The sequence below is a fragment of the Aeromonas sp. 602658 genome (genome assembly GCF_049173005.1).
Lineage (GTDB): Bacteria > Pseudomonadota > Gammaproteobacteria > Enterobacterales > Aeromonadaceae > Aeromonas > Aeromonas veronii_A.
This window is the reverse complement of sequence record NZ_JAAKRF010000015.1, coordinates 35,146-51,390: the sequence shown is the minus strand read 5'-3', so window position 1 is coordinate 51,390 and position 16,245 is coordinate 35,146. Positions and strand designations below refer to the sequence as shown.

At 62.3% G+C, this 16,245-nt stretch carries 15 protein-coding genes; 9 read left to right on the top strand and 6 right to left on the bottom strand.

What is annotated here, in order from left to right; translation table 11 throughout:
• The first annotated feature begins 100 nt into the window (after positions 1 to 100).
• The 4 genes from G5253_RS12430 to G5253_RS12415 all read left to right on the top strand — a co-directional run bounded on the left by G5253_RS12430 (position 101) and on the right by G5253_RS12415 (position 3,484).
• Positions 101 to 622 (top strand): MltR family transcriptional regulator, encoded by a 522-nt coding sequence (locus G5253_RS12430; RefSeq protein WP_005335907.1) that lies wholly within the window; start codon positions 101 to 103, stop codon positions 620 to 622.
• 190 nt (positions 623 to 812) lie between these two features.
• Positions 813 to 2,600, top strand: a complete 1,788-nt coding sequence (locus tag G5253_RS12425; protein ID WP_136502365.1) for a cation:proton antiporter — start codon at positions 813 to 815, stop codon at positions 2,598 to 2,600.
• The gene (locus G5253_RS12420; protein ID WP_266135318.1) at positions 2,597 to 3,169 is read left to right on the top strand and encodes a DNA-J related domain-containing protein; all 573 of its coding nucleotides are present in this window, start codon (positions 2,597 to 2,599) and stop codon (positions 3,167 to 3,169) included. Before G5253_RS12425 ends, G5253_RS12420 begins: the two co-directional genes overlap by 4 nt.
• 66 nt (positions 3,170 to 3,235) lie before the next feature.
• On the top strand, positions 3,236 to 3,484 hold the full coding sequence (locus tag G5253_RS12415) for a hypothetical protein (protein WP_266135317.1): 249 nt from the start codon (positions 3,236 to 3,238) through the stop codon (positions 3,482 to 3,484).
• A gap of 160 nt (positions 3,485 to 3,644) precedes the next feature.
• Here G5253_RS12415 and dmeF read toward each other — a convergent pair whose 3' ends face one another.
• Positions 3,645 to 4,622 (bottom strand): CDF family Co(II)/Ni(II) efflux transporter DmeF, encoded by a 978-nt coding sequence (gene dmeF, locus G5253_RS12410; protein WP_266135316.1) that lies wholly within the window; start codon positions 4,620 to 4,622, stop codon positions 3,645 to 3,647.
• A 71-nt stretch (positions 4,623 to 4,693) separates the two neighbouring features.
• Here dmeF and G5253_RS12405 point away from each other — a divergent pair, with 71 nt between their 5' ends.
• The 3 genes from G5253_RS12405 to G5253_RS12395 all read left to right on the top strand — a co-directional run bounded on the left by G5253_RS12405 (position 4,694) and on the right by G5253_RS12395 (position 7,335).
• Positions 4,694 to 4,969 (top strand): metal/formaldehyde-sensitive transcriptional repressor, encoded by a 276-nt coding sequence (locus G5253_RS12405; RefSeq protein ID WP_005343089.1) that lies wholly within the window; start codon positions 4,694 to 4,696, stop codon positions 4,967 to 4,969.
• 170 nt (positions 4,970 to 5,139) lie between these two features.
• Complete coding sequence (locus G5253_RS12400; protein ID WP_266135315.1) at positions 5,140 to 6,336, top strand: aromatic amino acid transaminase; 1,197 nt, start codon at positions 5,140 to 5,142, stop codon at positions 6,334 to 6,336.
• A gap of 66 nt (positions 6,337 to 6,402) precedes the next feature.
• Positions 6,403 to 7,335 carry a LysR family transcriptional regulator gene (locus G5253_RS12395; protein WP_216952117.1) on the top strand — a complete coding sequence of 311 codons (933 nt, stop codon included), beginning with the start codon at positions 6,403 to 6,405 and terminating at the stop codon, positions 7,333 to 7,335.
• A gap of 63 nt (positions 7,336 to 7,398) precedes the next feature.
• On the opposite strand, the gene G5253_RS12390 is transcribed toward G5253_RS12395, so the two are convergent.
• The 4 genes from G5253_RS12390 to G5253_RS12375 all read right to left on the bottom strand — a co-directional run bounded on the left by G5253_RS12390 (position 7,399) and on the right by G5253_RS12375 (position 10,912).
• Positions 7,399 to 7,722 carry a DUF1820 family protein gene (locus tag G5253_RS12390; protein WP_216952118.1) on the bottom strand — a complete coding sequence of 108 codons (324 nt, stop codon included), beginning with the start codon at positions 7,720 to 7,722 and terminating at the stop codon, positions 7,399 to 7,401.
• 124 nt (positions 7,723 to 7,846) lie between these two features.
• On the bottom strand, positions 7,847 to 8,731 hold the full coding sequence (locus G5253_RS12385) for a YjjW family glycine radical enzyme activase (protein WP_266135314.1): 885 nt from the start codon (positions 8,729 to 8,731) through the stop codon (positions 7,847 to 7,849).
• A gap of 10 nt (positions 8,732 to 8,741) precedes the next feature.
• The gene (locus tag G5253_RS12380; protein ID WP_266135313.1) at positions 8,742 to 10,268 is read right to left on the bottom strand and encodes a YjjI family glycine radical enzyme; all 1,527 of its coding nucleotides are present in this window, start codon (positions 10,266 to 10,268) and stop codon (positions 8,742 to 8,744) included.
• A 164-nt stretch (positions 10,269 to 10,432) separates the two neighbouring features.
• The gene (locus G5253_RS12375; protein WP_227341454.1) at positions 10,433 to 10,912 is read right to left on the bottom strand and encodes a L,D-transpeptidase family protein; all 480 of its coding nucleotides are present in this window, start codon (positions 10,910 to 10,912) and stop codon (positions 10,433 to 10,435) included.
• Positions 10,913 to 11,193: 281 nt separating this feature from the next.
• Between G5253_RS12375 and G5253_RS12370 the strand changes: the two genes are divergently transcribed.
• Positions 11,194 to 14,373, top strand: coding sequence for a S41 family peptidase (locus tag G5253_RS12370; protein WP_266135312.1), 3,180 nt, complete (start codon positions 11,194 to 11,196; stop codon positions 14,371 to 14,373).
• Between the two features lie 6 nt (positions 14,374 to 14,379).
• On the opposite strand, the gene G5253_RS12365 is transcribed toward G5253_RS12370, so the two are convergent.
• Positions 14,380 to 15,672, bottom strand: a complete 1,293-nt coding sequence (locus G5253_RS12365) for a ferredoxin reductase family protein (protein WP_266135311.1) — start codon at positions 15,670 to 15,672, stop codon at positions 14,380 to 14,382.
• A gap of 309 nt (positions 15,673 to 15,981) precedes the next feature.
• On the opposite strand from G5253_RS12365, the gene G5253_RS12360 reads away from it, so the two are divergent.
• Positions 15,982 to 16,215 (top strand): hypothetical protein, encoded by a 234-nt coding sequence (locus tag G5253_RS12360; protein ID WP_266135310.1) that lies wholly within the window; start codon positions 15,982 to 15,984, stop codon positions 16,213 to 16,215.
• Positions 16,216 to 16,245: the final 30 nt, after the last annotated feature.

Below are 16,245 nucleotides of genomic sequence, written 5' to 3'. Positions count from 1 at the left end.
ATAGCGCGCCAAGCGCTTGAATGGCAAGGGAATGTGCCCCATATGATAAAAACCGGGAGAGAGGCTGACTCTCTCCCTGTCAGCTGGACCCAATGCACCTATGACCACACACCAGGAAGATGAAGTACTGGAACGACTGAACGAGCAGGATGGCCCCCGCGGCTTCTTTCTCGAAGCCGTGACCATCCTGGAAGAGGCGGTCGACTCCCTGATGCGACGCGCGTTTCGTCAGGAGGAGTATGCCGTCAAATACGCCATCGAACCCCTGCTCAACCAGAGCGGCCCCCTCGGCCAGCTGGAGGTGCGCCTCAAGCTCATCTTCGCCCTCGGCCTCATCTCACTCGAGCGCTATCAGGATATCGAAGCCTATATCAAGATCCGCGACTTTCTGGTGCGCGACCCCAAGGATTACCGCTTCAGCGACAAGCCGATCCGCGATCTGCTCGACCGCCTGCACGGGGTCAATCAAGGCGGCATGATGAAGCTGGAGCCCCCCGCCAGCGAAGAGGATTGGGCCTTCTACCAGATGCAGCTCAACCGGCTCGATCAGATGGTGCGCTCCGCACTGGTACTGGCGCTGGCCGACTGTGTCGGCGAGCTCCACAAGGAGAGCCCCATCTAATCCGGCCCCAAGGCCAACCCGTCACCACGGTTGGCGTCTGGCTGGCACCCTTCACACCACAGCCAGCCACCATGACGCCGACTGTCGCACATCTCCCCATCCCGGCCATGATGCACGCTCCTTCAGGTGTCAATCTGACCAACTTAGCCACTACACTAGCTCCATACTCATTGCCTGAATCGAGGTCTGCATGATTGCCCTCTCTCTGGCCGGGATCGCCCTGGTCTCCGTGCTGGCCCAATGGCTTGCTTGGTCGCTGCGGGTGCCCGCCATCCTGTTTCTGCTGCTCACCGGCCTGACTCTGGGCCCGGTCAGCGGCCTGCTCGACCCCGATGCCCTGCTCGGGGAGCTGCTGTTTCCGCTGGTCTCCCTGTCGGTGGCCATCATCCTGTTCGAGGGGGCGCTAACCCTCCATCTGGCCGAGCTCAAGGGGATCGGCAAGGTGGTGCGCAATCTCTGCTCCACCGGCATGCTGGTCAGCTTCGCCGTCATCGGCAGCGCCGGTTACTTCCTGCTGGGGCTGGACTGGCGGGTCGCCACCATGCTCGGCGCGGTACTGGTGGTAACGGGCCCGACGGTGATCGCCCCCATGCTCAACGTGATCCGCCCCACCCGGGAGGTGGACCGCATCCTGCGCTGGGAGGGGATCGTCATCGACCCTATCGGCGCCCTGTTTGCAGTGCTGGTGTTCGAGGCGGTACGCCTCGGCAGTCAGGGGGATCTCATCAGCCATACCCTGCTGGCGCTGGGCAAGACAGTGCTGGTCGGTTCCCTGATCGGGGTGGCGGCGGGCTGGCTCACCACCCTGCTCATTCGCAAGGACTGGCTACCGGTCAGCCTGCACAAGTTCGGCGTGCTGGCGCTGGTGCTGGTCACCTTCAGCCTCTCCAACTGGCTGAGCCACGAGTCCGGCCTGCTGGCGGTGACCGTGTTCGGTATCTGGCTCGCCAATCAGGAGGGGCTGGACCTAGAGGAGGTGCTGGCGTTCAAGGAGGATCTCGCGGTCATCCTTATCTCCAGCCTGTTTATCCTGCTGGCGGCGCGCCTCGATCTGGCCCAGCTCTGGCAACTCGGCCCCATGGTGCTGGCGCTGCTCTGCGTGGTGCAATTCGTGGCGCGTCCGCTCTGTATTCTGGTCTCGACCTGGGGCTCGGATCTCTCCTGGCGGGCTCGCGCCCTGCTGAGCTGGATCGCCCCACGTGGCATAGTCGCGGCGGCGGTCAGCGCCTCGTTCGCTATCAGCCTGCATCAGGCCGAGATCCCCGATGCCGACAAGCTGGTGCCGCTGGTATTTGCGGTGATCATCTCCACCGTGGTGCTGCAGAGCCTCACCTCGGCGCCGCTGGCCAGCCTGCTCAAGATGCGCCAGAGCGCCCCCAATACCTGGCTCATCATAGGGGCCAACTCGGTGGCTAGGGCCATCGGCAAGGCGCTGGCGGATCAGGGGGTGCCGGTACAGCTCTGCGATCCCGCCTGGGAGTTCTGCAAACAGGCACGGATGAGCAACCTCCCCTGCTACTTCGGCAACCCCCAGTCGGAACATGCCGAGCTGCACCTGCCGCTCACCAGCATCAGTACCGTGCTGGCCCTCTCCCCCAACCGCCACAACAACGCCCTCGGGGTGCTGCACTTCGCCCACCTCTATGGCGAGGAGCAGGTCTACTCCCTGCGCTCCAGCGAGCAGCACGGCAAGGCGAACCGGGAGAGCGCCACCTTCCGCGCTCGCCAGAACCTGTTTGGGCCCGATATCAACTATGCCAGGCTGAGCGGCCTGCTGAGCCGGGGTGGCCAGATCAAGGCGACCCGCCTGAGCGAGGCGTTCGACTGGGCCCAGTATCAGACCGCCAATCCCGGCGCCATCCCGCTGTTCATCATGGATGGCAAGGGCAAGCCCCAGATCGTTACCGGCCCCGTCACCCCGCAGGCGGGTGAGCTGCTGATCGCCCTGCAACCGCCCAGAGAACAGGGCGCCGAATGAGCGAAGCCAACAATAATCCGCTGATCGCCCCTCTGCTGGTGCTATTGCAACAGGCGGCGGGCAGCTACAAGGTGCACGAGCTAATGGCCTCCCTGCGCCAGCAGGGGGCAATTCCGGTACTGGCTGACGATGAGCAACTACAGCTGTTTCGGGTCAACTTCCTGATCATGAACGCCCTCTACCAGTTGCAGGCCGAGCTCTGGCAAGAGGGATGGTGGCTGGTAATCAGCACCCTGGATATCCGGCTCGAACCGCTGGCCGGGAATCAGGAGGCCAACCACGGCTTTGCCCTTGGCGAAAATCTGCGTAGCTACTATCTCGACTGGCAGGTGTTCTGGCAGACCGACCGTGCCGAAGTTGAAGCCCTGCTCAACCGCTTCTGGCGCGCTTATGACGGTGAGGGGCACAAAGCCGAGGCGCTGGCCCTGTTGGGGTTGAATGAGGGGGCGAGTCAGGAGGCGATCCGCCGCCGCTGGCGGGAGCTGGCATTGCAGCACCATCCGGATCGGGGTGGTAATGCCGAGACCTTTATCCGTATCCGCTGGGCCTGGGAGGTCCTGCGGGGATGATCCGGTTGCCGTCCGCACAAAGAGAGGCATAGACTGGAGCTGAATCCCCCTTCACAGGAGAGCATCATGACAGTCAGTGAACTTCGCAAGCTCTATCAACAACAGATCCTGCAAGAGGCCGAAATACTCCACGACGTGGCCATCCCCGGCTGGCTCATCGAATTCAGAGGCAATGATGGCGCTCTCTACGAGCTGACCGACACCCTCGGCTGCCCGGTCAGTTTCGATACGGTCGAGCAGGCCCGCGATCATGTGCATCTGGTAGCTGACTGCCCGATGCAGGTAGAACACCTCTATCGCTTCTTCGAACGTTAACTCAAACCGTCACATCTCACCCCTAGCCCCGGTGAGGCTTGTACCAGGCACATAGTCAGCACGTGCCTGCCACAGGCCTCCCCAGAAAAAACTGCTTCGATTTACTCGTGTTGCAGAGTACAAGTTGCACGCTATCTGGCATAGACAGCCATAAATCTGGCTATGGAGTGGCTATCTCTATGGTCACATGGACCAGCTCTTCATGTATCGCCAACCGCGCGCGGATCTCGCTGGCGGAGACAGGCGCAGTCATCAGCAGGGAGAGCACGCAGGCATACTGCTGCTGGCCCACCCGCCAGACGTGCAGATCGCGGATCTCGGCATCCGGCAGGTCGGCAATCACCTCACGGATCTCACCCACCAACGGGGTATCCATCTCGGCATCCAGCAGCACCCGACCGGAGTCGCGCAGCAGACCCCAGGCCCACACCGCCACCAGTACGGCCCCCACTATGCCCATCAGGGGATCCAGCCAGTCGGCCCCCCACAGCATGCCCCCCACCAGTGCCAGGATCGCCAGCACGGAAGTGGCCGCATCCGCCAGCACGTGGATATAGGCGGCACGCAGGTTGAGATCCTGATGGCCGTGGTGATCGTCATGGTCATGATGATCGTGGTCGTGATGCCCATGATGGTGGTCATGCCCATGATGGTGGTCATGCCCATGGCCGTGGTGATGATGGCCGTGATCATCCTTGAGCAGCCAGGCACAGGCCAGATTCACCAGCAGCCCCACCAGCGCGATGGCGATCGCCTGTTGATAGTGGATCGGGCTGGGATCGAGCAGCCTGAACACCGACTCGAACAGCATCAGCCCGGCCACCCCCACCAGCAGGAGAGCGCTGGTGAAGCCACCCAGCACCTCGATCTTCCAGGTGCCGAAGCTGAATCTGTGGTCGCGGGCAAAGTGGCGGGCGGCGCGGTAGGCCAGCACCGAGAGGCCGAGCGCCAGCGCGTGGGAACTCATGTGCCAGCCATCGGCCAGCAGCGCCATGGAGTTGTAGAACCAGCCGCCGCCGATCTCCGCCACCATCATGATGACGGTCAGCAGCATGGCCCAGCGAGTCTTCTGTTCGGCCAGCGGATTCCCTTCGTGGACGACGGGTTGGTGGCAGTGGGATGAGGCAAGGGATGACATGGATTTCTCCTGAGGACGACAATGCAATATACTATACCCCAGTATAGTTTTATTGATCGAGAGGATCCTGCATGTCACACACCATTCACGGTAAAAAGAAGCTGCTGGCACGGGTACGTCGCATCAAGGGACAGGCCGGTGCGCTGGAGCACGCGCTGGAGCAGGAGAGCGACTGCGCCGCCATTTTGCAGCAGATCGCGGCCATTCGCGGTGCCGTCAACGGCCTGATGCTGGAGGTGCTGGAAGGGCACATGCGTGAGCATCTGGGTGCCGAAGAGGCGACCCCGGCCGAGCGGCTGGAAGATCTGGATCAAGTAGTGCGGGTATTGCGATCCTATCTGAAGTAGGACCGGTGAATGAGGCTGCGGGCGACCCCGCATCATTCCGTTTACGGCTGTGTGGCGTCTGCCCGCCAGCCCCCGTCCCTTTCGGGCTTGAGCCACCGCCAGCTTTGCGCCATGATGTCCAGCCCGGCTGACCGCCGGTTTTACTGGACAGTCAATTTCAAGGATCCCCCATGTTTGAACACGTCGATGCCTATGCTGGCGACCCCATCCTGACGCTAGTCGAGACCTTCCACAAAGACACCCGCGAGCAGAAGGTGAACCTGGGGATCGGCCTCTATTACGACGAGCAGGGGCGCATTCCGCTGCTGCCGTCGGTGCAGCAGGCCGAAGCCCAGCGCGCGGCCGCCCCTGCCCCGCGCCCCTACCAGCCGATGGAAGGCGCCGCCAACTACCGCACCGCAGTGCAACACCTGCTGTTTGGTGCCGACCATGAAGCGGTCAAGGCGGGACGTATCGCCACCATCCAGACCATCGGCGGCTCCGGCGCGCTGAAGATCGGCGCCGATCTGCTCAAGCGCTACTTCCCGACCTCCGAGGTGTGGGTCAGCAATCCCACCTGGGATAACCACAAGGCGATGTTCGAAGGCGCCGGCATCAAGGTGCACGACTACCCCTACTACGATGCGGCCACTGGCGGCGTGCAGTTTGATGCGATGATCGACTGCCTGAGTACCCTGCCGGCCAAGAGCATCGTGCTGCTGCACCCCTGCTGCCACAACCCGACCGGGGTGGATCTCACCCGTGCCCAGTGGGATCGGGTGATCGCGCTGGTGGTCGAGAAGAACCTGATCCCCTTTATGGATATCGCCTATCAGGGCTTCGGCGACGGGCTGGAAGAGGATGCCTACGCCATTCGCGCCATGGTGGCCGCCGGCGTAAGCTTCTTCGTCAGCAACTCCTTTTCCAAGAACCTCTCCTTCTACGGCGAGCGGTGCGGCGGCCTGTCGGTCATCTGCAAGGATGCCGAAGAAGCCAGCCGCGTACTGGGTCAGATGAAGGCCACCGTGCGTCGCAACTACTCAAGCCCGCCCACCCACGGTGGCCAGATCACCGCGGCTGTGATGAGCCAGCCCGAGCTGCACGCCATGTGGGTCGACGAAGTGACCGAGATGCGCACCCGCATCAAGGCCATGCGCCAGAAGCTGTTCGAGGTGCTGAGCGCCAAGGTGCCGGGCCGCGACTTCAGCTACTTCATCAACCAGCGCGGCATGTTCAGCTACACCGGCTTCACCCCGGAGCAGGTGGACAGGCTGCGCGAGGAGTTCGCCGTCTATCTGGTGCGATCCGGTCGCATGTGCGTGGCGGGCCTCAATAGCCGCAACGTCGACTATGTGGCTGACGCCATGGCCGCGGTGCTCAAGGGCTAATCCGCATCAGCCCCGCTTTGGCGGGGCTTTCTTGTCTTGTCTCTTCCCTTCACTTGTGGAGTACTTATGGATCTGATCGCACTCTCTCGGCTGGGAGGTCGCCATCTGGTCACCCTGCATCTGCTGCTCGACAACCAGAGCGTCACCCGCACCGCCGAGCGGCTCTGCACCACGCCTTCCACCGTTAGCAAGACCCTCAACCAGCTGCGGGGTCTGCTGGGGGATCAACTGCTCTACCGCCAGGGCAACCAGCTGCTGCTCACCCCCATGGCCGAGCGACTGGCTCCCACCCTGCACCGGTTGTTGGGGGAGCTGAACGGCCTCACTCGCCAGAATGCCTTCAACCCCCAGCAGTGGCAGGGCTGCTTGCGGCTGGGATTGCGCGAGAGCGTGATGACCTGGCCGGTGGGCCCCATTCTGGGTCAGCTGATGAAAGAAGTGCCGGGCATGGTGCCGGAGATCTGGAACAAGGATGAGCAGGGGCTGGAGGCGCTGGCAGCGGGCAAACTCGACTTCGTGATCCTGCCCCATGACCAGAGCCAGCCGTTACCGCGCCAGCCCGGGCTGGTGTGGGAGACCCTGCGGGAAGAGAAACTGGTCTGTCTGCTGCGCAAAGACCACCCGGCGCTGGCCAAGCCCTGGGATCTCGATGCCTACCTGAGCTGGCGCCATATCGCCATCCGGGATCAGGAGCTGGCCAACCCCTTCTTCGAGCAGAGCCTTGCCCAGCAACAGGTGCGTCGCCAGATTGGCGCCACCCTGCCCGATTTTGCCAGCGCGGCGGCCCTGCTGCCCCAGACCGATCTGATCCTCACCGCCATCGGTGGCTGGGCGGCATGCATCGCCAGCCAGCCGGATCTGGAGCTGCGTCCGGCACCGTTCGATTACGGCAAGGTGAGTCACAGTCTGGTCTGGTATGGCCCGGCCGGTGATGGCTCGGCCCGCCACTGGTTCCGCCAGCGGATCCTGCAACTGGGTCGCGAGCTGGTCGAGCCCTGAGCCAGGTGACAGCGAGAAGAGATGGATGTTTCGCCACGGCGAAACATCCACGGCAATGAGGGATCAGGGACGCTTGGTATAAATGGGACTGGGGAAGGAGGCGACGTTGCTACCCAGATCCGTAATGCGGGCAGCCCCCTGCTTTTTCACCTGATCGATGCGTAACACCTGATGCATGGGGATAAGGGTGTGACGCACATCGGCAAATTCGCTCTTGAGCTTTTCATGGCTGGGATCGACGATAAGCGCCGTGTGGTTGTCCCAGACAAAATCGGCGATCTCGATAAAACCGAACAGTTGGCCCTGATTCACCTGGCGCACATAGACCTCGTAGCGCTCGTTGTGGCAAATAAACTGAACCCGATATAACGCCTTGCTTTCACTCATGATTTATCTGTGATGGAGGAGGGACGGATGGGCAATATCATAACGAGCCCCAAGGCCCCCTCCAATAGACAGAAGTCACAGTTGTGTGCTTTTACTACACAGCAAGGGAATCGATCAGACCTCTTCAGATCAGCGGTGGCAAGGTCACCGCCCCCACTCCCGCAGCACGCAACCGACTCGCCAGCCACTCCAGCTCGCTGCGGGTCGCCTCTGGCCATTGCGCAGCCTCCCCCTGTACCCCGTGGTGGCGAAAGCCATTGAGGCGAATGGGCACAGGCCCCAGCCGCTGCAAGAAGGCGGCGAGATCCGCGTCCAGCTCACCACTCGCATCCAGAAAATCGCTCTTGCCCGGCACGTGGAGCAGCCGCAGTTCGGTCAGCTTGCCGTGACTTGCCAGCAGTTGCAGCGATGCCAGCACCCGTTCGCGGCTGTAACCGGTCAGCGAGAGGTGTACCGAGTCACGCCACCCCTTGAGATCGAGCATGGCACCATCGAGCATCGGCAATAGCCGCTGCCAGCCGGTTTCGGCCAGCGAGCCGTTGCTGTCGAGAAGGCAAGTGAGATGGGCCAGATCCGGCGCGGCCTTGATGGCGGTAAAGAGCGCAACCACGAAGGGGAGCTGAGTAGTCGCCTCACCGCCTGAGACAGTAATCCCGCTCAGCAAGGGGCCGTAGCGGCGCAGCAGGGCCAGCACCTCGGCCACCGTCATGCTGGCGGTCTTGGGATTGGCACTGCGCGGGCAGGCCTCCAGACAGGCATCGCAATCGGTGCAGAGCGCCTCCTGCCAATTAACCTTACCTTCGCTCATGGAGAGGGCGCCACTCGGACAGACCGCAAGGCAGTCACCGCAATCGTCGCACAGCCCTATGGTGTGAGGGTTGTGGCAGCCGGGGCAGCGAAAGTTGCACCCTTGCAGAAACAGCACCAGCCGGTTGCCCGGCCCGTCGACACAGGAGAACGGCAGCACCCTGCTTACCAGGGCGCTGCGTGTTGGCAAGACATCAGCCATCGGTGCGAACTCAATACTCGCCGATAGTCGATTCGTGGGCGACCACTCGCGGCGCCCGCTGACGAATGGCGGTCACTTCACTCGCCTCCACACCAAGACAGGTGGTCTGCAAGCGCGACCCCTCCTCTGCGAAGCGGGCCACGTCGCTCTTGCGGATCATGTAGCCGGTCACCCGCACCAGATCGCTGTCGGCCACGTTGGCGGTGAACTCGCGCATACCGATGGCGAGCGCCCCCTTGCAGAGCTGCAGCAGCGCCTGCGGGTTCTGGCGGATGGTGGGATCCAGCGTCAGGATCTCGCTGATCCCCGAATGGTAATAAGTGTGGTGCGGTGCCAGCGCCAGCACATGACTGGCGGGATCCGGCTCCTGCCCGTAGGGAATGCGCACCCCGGGGGTGACAGCCACATCGATGCTGAGGCCACCTTGCGAATGCAACAAAGCGCGGCCACCCCAGGCATGGGTTTGCGGCGTCGCAGTGACATATTCCGAGAGTTGGGCCGAGATGCGATAGCCAAGCTGGTTCGCCTCCTCGCCATGGCCGTAGCGATCCGGCAGATTCTCTTTATCCATCAGGATATTGACCGCTTCCGCCATGCCGTAGATGCCGAACATGGGGACAAAGCGATCCTCATCCAGCAGCCCCTCTTTCACCAGGAAGCTGTCGAAGAAACCGGACTCATCGTGGAGGAATGCGGCCCGCGCTTCGATCAGCTGGGAGGCCAGGCGGCAGTAGTGGGGCAGCAGGCAACCGAGGAAGTCGTCGATCCCCTGACACTGCTCGGCGACCCGCTTGAGGGAGATGCGCACCAGGGTATTGGCGCCACCCGCCTGCGGCAGGGCGTTGTAGCAGCTGACGATGCCAAAACCACGCTGGTCAAAGGTATCGCGATGGATCGGGTAGTTGGCGATGTGCGGCTTGCTGCACTCGGCGATGTTCTTCACCGCCTGCAGCAGCAAATCGTCCGGGGTCTGCTCCGGATCGTGGAAAAAGGTGAGGTTCGGCGCCACCTGCTTGAGCTCGTTGTCGATGCGCAGGATCAGGCGGCAGATACGGTTGTCATCCGGCCCGATGTTGACGTGCATGAAGGCGTCCGGCAGCACCCTGTCCAGATAGACCCAGAACCCCTTCAGCTTGCGATAGAGGGTCTCGTCATCCAGTTCGCCGACAAACGGCAACAGCAGATGGTCGAGCCGCCCCAGCCAGACCGGCATGCCGGTGACGGAGGGGACATGGTGATAGAGGATGCGCAGGGCGTTGAGCGCCTCGTCGAAATCCTGCGGCGCCGTCAGCTCCAGCCAGGCAGAGCCCTGAGTCAGGAATTTTTCATAGTCCGGCAGCACATAACGCGGCTTGTAGGGGGCATGCCCTTCGAACATGTCGCAGATAAATCCCTGCTCCATCGCCTCGGCGACTGCGGCAGGCAGGTCGGGGTAGGGCAACGCATTCTCGGCGGCCAGCGCCAGTGCGTGGCTCTTCTGAGCAGCGGAGAGATGGGGATCGCGCACGATGCGCTGACAGGTTTCGGTCAAAGACATGGGACACTCCTTCACGGACAGAGCACATATCCTCACCATTTGCAGGCTTTTTTTGAAGTGACATTCACAACAATGCGAATGTCTCAAAAAGACATCCGTTAAAGGGGATCACAACCAGAACAGAACGGGGGCCTTGTCTGCCGACAAGGCCCCCGTTGTGCGGATCAGGGCTCGATGATGATGGGCGTACCCGGGTCAATGGCATTCCAGAGCTCATCCATCTCGTGGTTAAGTACCGCAATACAACCGTTGGTCCAGTTGGAGGGCTGTACCCGACGGTTACCCATCCGGTTAAGCTGACCATGGATCATGATCATGCCACCCGGGTTCACCCCCAACTCATTGGCGCGCTTGATATCGTCCAGATTCGGGTAGTTGATATGTATCGCTTTATAAAAGCCGGAGTTGCTCTTCTTGTAATCCAGGGTGTAGCGCCCCTCCGGGGTACGTTGATCCCCTTCCCGCTGCTTGTGCCCCTTGGGCGCCGGGCCCAGTGCAACCCAGTAGCGCTTCAGTTCCTTGCCATCCTTCATCAGGGTGAGGCTGTAGGTAGACTTCTTGACCACCACCAAATCGGCTTTTTCGGTAAAGGCAAAACTCAGCGCGGGCCACAGCCCCAGCACACACAACAATACGGCTCTCATTCCATCCCTCGACAAGCCTCTGGCAGGGCTTTTTATGGTTGTCACATCATCTGAATAGGCTCGCCCGTTGGCGAGCGAGCGCCATAATATTGGATCGCCATCAATACTCAATAGACCCAATAAAACATATCTTGGCTGCGAACGGTGAATGGTCCATGAACGACCTGCACAAACATGACTAATTGACAATAAAAACAAAAACATAGCTTACATTTTCTGGCTAGCCATGATGCCGCAGATCGGTAAATATGTAACAATTGAACCTGATTCAGGATGACATCATGCCTCTGCACTTCTTGCCGAACTCTTCGCTGACCCGCCTGCTGCTGGTCAGCGCACTGCTCTGGCTACCCGCCAGTGTCGCCGCCGATGCACTCTGGCTGCGCGAGCCCGCCCTCTCCCCCGATGGCAAGCAGCTTGCCTTCACCTGGCAGGGGCGCATTTTTGTTGCCAGTGCCGAGGGTGGCCCCGCTACGGCGCTCACCGGCAGCGACTACCTGAGCCAGCGGCCAATCTGGTCGCCTGATGGCAAACAGCTCGCCTTTGCCGCCAATCTCTACGGCAACGAAGATGTGTTCGTGGTGCCCGCCAGCGGCGGCGAGATGGTGCGCCTCACCCGCGATTCGCGCACCGATCTGCCGCAAGCCTTCAGCGACGATGGCAAACGGCTGCTGCTGAGCAGCCAGCGCCTGGGGGCGCCCGATGCCGACCATTTTGTCGCGGAAGGCTACCAATGGGGCGAGCTCTACTGGACCCCGATCACCGGCGGCACCTTGCAGGCCGATCTGCCGCTGCCTGCAACTCTCGCCCGCCCCCACGGGGAGCGGCTCGCCTATCAGATGCCCGCGGCGGATCAACCCTTTCGCAAGCATCAGCACTCGTTTGCGGTGCCCCGTCTCTGGTTGTTTGATGGCAAGCAGCACAAGCAGCTGACCGAAGATCGAGTGGCGGCCACCGATCCGGTCTGGAGCGACAAGGGAGATACCCTCTTTTACCTGAGCGAGCGCAGCGGCGATTTCAACGTCTGGCGTCGGGATCTCGCCAGCGGCAAGGAGCAACAGCTGACCCACTATCAGGGCCATCCGGTGCGGGGGCTCAGCGCCTCTCGCAATGGCGATCTGGTCTGGTCATGGCTGGGTGAACTCTATCGCCTCGATGCCGGTAGCAGCGAGCCACGCAAGCTGACCCTCACCCCGCAAGTGGCGAGCACGCCGGATGAGGCGAGCGAGACCCTGACCCTGGCAGACGAAGCGCTGGTCAGCGAAGAGGCGGACGAGCAGATCCTGGTGAGCGAGGGCAACCTGTTTGCCGTCGACCCCGAGCGGGAGCGGGTGCGCCAGCTGACCCGAGATCCGAGCGAGCAGTCCAGCCCCCTCTTCGCCGAGCAGGGCCGCGCCCTCATCTATCTGTCGGAGCAGCAGGGGCACGCTGCCCTCTATCGCCTGCGCAAGGGGGATCCGGATCTGCTGTTCAGCGATCCCGGCACTCTGACCGAGAGCCTGCTGCTGGCGATTCCCGGCAAGGGGATCAGCCGTCCGGTGCTCTCCCCCGATGGCAAACAGCTCGCCTTCGTGGTAGATGGCCAGGCCATCCATCTGCTCGATCTGGCAAGCAACAAGCAGCGGGAGCTGGTGCCTGCCAGCTTCAACCCGTCGCGCCACGAGGTGCATCTCGCCTTTGCCCCCGACTCCCGCCATCTGGCGCTCACCTTCCGCCCCGATGCGGCAGAGCAGGAGATCGCGGTGATCGACACGGCCAATCCCAAGGCCAAACCGGTCAATGTCAGCCTCAACGGCTATCAGGATGGGCAACCGGGCTGGAGTCAGGATGGCGCCATCCTCTACTGGCAATCGACCCGGTTTGGCGCCCTGGGGCCCGATGGCGAGCCCCTCGTCACCAACCTGCTCGGCATTTACAGCAGCCGCGCCGCCAGAGCCGATGCCATTGCCGAGCTGGAACCGCCGAAAGGGGGATACGGTTTTGAGAGCGATCGACTCAACCATAGAGAAGCACTGCTGCTGCAACCCACCGGCACCCTGCTCGCCAGCCGCATCATCGGCGACCAGCTGATCTATCTGGTGGAGGAGATGGGGGTCAACAGCGAGAGCGAGATCAAGGGCTACAGCCAGGATCTGCGCAAGGGCAAAACCAGCGAACTGTTTGGTGAACAGCCCGGCCCAGCGCTGGCAAGCCTCAACCAGCAGGGCACCCTGGCTACCCTGGTGCGGGATGGGGAGATCACCCGGATCCATCTCGACTCCGGCGAGGCCACCAGCGCCCCCTTCGCCTTGCAACCCACCAGCCGCTGGCAGGAACGCATGACCGCCGCCTTCGATCAGATCGCCCGCCTAACCCGGGACGAGTTCTATCTGGACGATATGAACGGAGTAGATTGGGAGAGCTATGTTGTCGCTTACCGCCGCCTGCTGCCGGGCATCGGCAACCCGCGGGACTTTGGCAACCTGCTGGCGGAGCTGGCTGGCGAGCTCAATGTCTCCCACACCTGGGGCAGCGGCCCCGCCCCCTTCCCGCGCATGGCGGACGAGACCGCCAGCCTGGGCGCCTACTGGCAGGATGGCGAGCAGGGGGTGATGCTCACCGCCATGCTCTCTGGCGGCCCGCTGGATCAGGAGAGCGATATCGCCCCGGGCGCCCGCCTGCTCGCCATCAACGGTGTCCCGATTGCCAATCTGACCGAGCTGGATCGGGCCCTCAACCATCAGGCTGGCGCCCGGCTTGCCCTCACCTTCCAGCAGGAGGGCAACAAGCAAACTGACGAGGTGGTGCTTACCGCCATCGATAAACAGCAGGAGTACCAGCTGCAACAGGATCGCTGGATTGAGAAACGGCGGGAGCTGGTGGCCAGCCTGAGCGGAGGACGGGTCGGCTACGTCTATCTGCCAGCAATGAATAGCGAGGTCTACGATGCAGTGGTGGCGGATGCCCTCGGCAGACAGCGTAATCGCGATGCGCTGATCGTCGATGTCCGCTTCAACAGCGGCGGCTATCTCGCCAATACCCTGGTGGAGTTTTTGACCGGCAGCGGCAGCACCAAGGGGATGGCCAGCAGTTGGCCCCGTCAGGGCAAGGGTGAAACCGACGCCGCCACTCGCCAGTGGACCAAGCCTTCGGTGGTGCTGGTCAACGCTGGCAGCTACTCGGAAGGATCCGCCTTCCCCGAGTACTACCGCGCCCTCAAGGTCGGCCCCATCGTCGGCGATCCGATACCCGGCACCGGCACCATGGTCTACAGCCACGACTCCCGACTGATCCCGGGTCTCTCCTACGGCATTCCGACCCTGGGGCTGCGCAAACCGGACGGCGCCTTCTACGAGAATCAGGAGCTGATCCCGGATCTGCAGGTGCCCCTCACTCCCGCCGACATGGTGGCCGGGCGCGACCCGCAACTGGAGGCGGCAGTACAGGCCGCCCTCAAGCAGTTGCCAGCCAGCACCAAATAACTGCGCTCAACGAAAGCGAAACAGCTCGCGATGCAGATGCCCGTCCGGCAACAGCCGGGTCAGGGCATCTGCCATCCCCTCCGGCCCGCAAAACCACACCTGCTCAGGCGCATCCTGCGCGATGCGAGCCAGATCCAGTCGCCCGGCCGCCTTGTCCAGATGCAACTGATAGCGCACGCCGGTACGATGACAGAGCTCCGCCAACCGCCGATGGTAAACGGCCCCCGCCAGATCCGGCGCACACTGGATCAGGGTGATCCCCTCGCCCCGCTCCCCACGGGCAGCCAGCCCCTCCAGCCAGGCAACAAACGGCGTGATACCTATCCCGGCCCCCAGCCAGAGGGCTCGGCCTCCCCTCTGCGGGGCGACAAAGGCGCCATAGGGCCCGGTCACCACCACCTCATCCCCGGCACGAGCTTCTGCTACCAGCTGGCGGGTATGATCCCCGAGCGCCCGCACCGCGATCACCAGCTGGCGCCGATCCGCTGACACCCGCACCAGGGTAAAGGGGTGCGGCCCCTCCTTGGCATCAAATTCGAAGAAGGCAAACTGACCCGGGCGGTAATGGGCGAGCGGCCGCTCCAGCTCCATGGTCAGCTCGCAGGTGTGATCCGCCAACGCCCGCACCGCAATGACCCGGCCGGGATGGCGATCCCTCGCCCCCACTTGTCCCAGCAGGGAGTAGAGGGCCCCGATAGCACCGATCCCGCCGATCAACCAGATCGATACCCCAACAGGCGTCATGGCCCCTGCCTGAGGCAACAGGCAAAGCCCGTGTCCCCATCCCGCCAGATAGATGAGCGGCGCCAGCCGGTGGATCAGCCGAAAACGGCCATAACTCACCAGCGCCAACAAGCTCACTACCACCAGCGCGATTAGCAGATAGAAACTCCACTCACCCAGGGTATTGCCAAGGGCATGGAGCGAGATGCCATTACCTGCATCAGCCCCAGCACCGCTGGCCCCACGCCGCGCGGGACGACTCAGCCAACCCGCCGAGACCGCCCACTTCGGCGCCTCCACCAGCAGCCAGTGAACGGTCAGTGCCAATGCGCCGCCGATGGCCGTCTGGCGGTGCAATCGCAACATCCGGTCCAGACCGCCACACCATACTTCCAACTGCGGCAGACGCAACGCCAGCAACAGCGAAATGGCCATATAGGTCATCCCCAGCAGACCCGTCAGCAGCAACATCTCATGGCGCCAGGGCCACACCCCGTTGGCATCCCCCGCATAACCGAGCCACCAGACCCCGACCGCCAGCAGCGGCAACAGCCACCACACCCATTTGTTCGTCATAACATGCTCCCTGGTTCCATCTCGGCAGGGCCTAATCTCCCTGCTCATGGCACCATTGCACACCTGTCTGGTCACAAGACTTTGCCAGAGGGGGAAGCTTGTGTGGCAATGTGTGACAAACGGCAACAAAAGAGGGGCCGACTGGCCCCTCATGATCACCCTTGTTGGCTCGTCCCTTTTCACAGGAGATGGCGCACAATTCGCCTCCGCTGTGATTGACGACCTGCCAGAAAAAGGAATCAAAATGGGAACGACATATATCTGCGGCGAACAACCTGCTGCCCACTCTTCCGGACAAGGAGATCCCCCTTGCTTTCATCCACCGAACAACGCTACTGCCCGAGTTGTCAGTGCGAGACCAACCATGTCGTAGTGCTGGTCGACAAATCCTATGGAAAAGAGGTGAAACCAGAGCAAAAGCGCACTGCATTTATCAAAGACTTCATTACCGGCTGGGCCGCCGGCCCCTTTCTGGCCAACATGGATCGCTTTGAACGACATGCCATCTGCGAGCATTGCGGAAATAAAGTCATTGATGAATGAAAAAGGGAGAGGCAATCGCGGGCTTCCATA

What these genes read in the sequence shown, in the direction of transcription:
- G5253_RS12420 (WP_266135318.1), top strand. Translation starts at nt 2,597, where the DNA reads ATGAGCGAAGCCAACAATAATCCGCTGATCGCCCCTCTGCTGGTGCTA.
- G5253_RS12430 (WP_005335907.1), top strand. Translation starts at nt 101, where the DNA reads ATGACCACACACCAGGAAGATGAAGTACTGGAACGACTGAACGAGCAG.
- G5253_RS12385 (WP_266135314.1), bottom strand. Translation starts at nt 8,731, where the DNA reads ATGGCTGATGTCTTGCCAACACGCAGCGCCCTGGTAAGCAGGGTGCTG.
- dmeF (WP_266135316.1), bottom strand. Translation starts at nt 4,622, where the DNA reads ATGTCATCCCTTGCCTCATCCCACTGCCACCAACCCGTCGTCCACGAA.
- G5253_RS12365 (WP_266135311.1), bottom strand. Translation starts at nt 15,672, where the DNA reads ATGACGAACAAATGGGTGTGGTGGCTGTTGCCGCTGCTGGCGGTCGGG.
- G5253_RS12425 (WP_136502365.1), top strand. Translation starts at nt 813, where the DNA reads ATGATTGCCCTCTCTCTGGCCGGGATCGCCCTGGTCTCCGTGCTGGCC.
- G5253_RS12395 (WP_216952117.1), top strand. Translation starts at nt 6,403, where the DNA reads ATGGATCTGATCGCACTCTCTCGGCTGGGAGGTCGCCATCTGGTCACC.
- G5253_RS12405 (WP_005343089.1), top strand. Translation starts at nt 4,694, where the DNA reads ATGTCACACACCATTCACGGTAAAAAGAAGCTGCTGGCACGGGTACGT.
- G5253_RS12380 (WP_266135313.1), bottom strand. Translation starts at nt 10,268, where the DNA reads ATGTCTTTGACCGAAACCTGTCAGCGCATCGTGCGCGATCCCCATCTC.
- G5253_RS12415 (WP_266135317.1), top strand. Translation starts at nt 3,236, where the DNA reads ATGACAGTCAGTGAACTTCGCAAGCTCTATCAACAACAGATCCTGCAA.
- G5253_RS12375 (WP_227341454.1), bottom strand. Translation starts at nt 10,912, where the DNA reads ATGAGAGCCGTATTGTTGTGTGTGCTGGGGCTGTGGCCCGCGCTGAGT.
- G5253_RS12370 (WP_266135312.1), top strand. Translation starts at nt 11,194, where the DNA reads ATGCCTCTGCACTTCTTGCCGAACTCTTCGCTGACCCGCCTGCTGCTG.
- G5253_RS12400 (WP_266135315.1), top strand. Translation starts at nt 5,140, where the DNA reads ATGTTTGAACACGTCGATGCCTATGCTGGCGACCCCATCCTGACGCTA.
- G5253_RS12390 (WP_216952118.1), bottom strand. Translation starts at nt 7,722, where the DNA reads ATGAGTGAAAGCAAGGCGTTATATCGGGTTCAGTTTATTTGCCACAAC.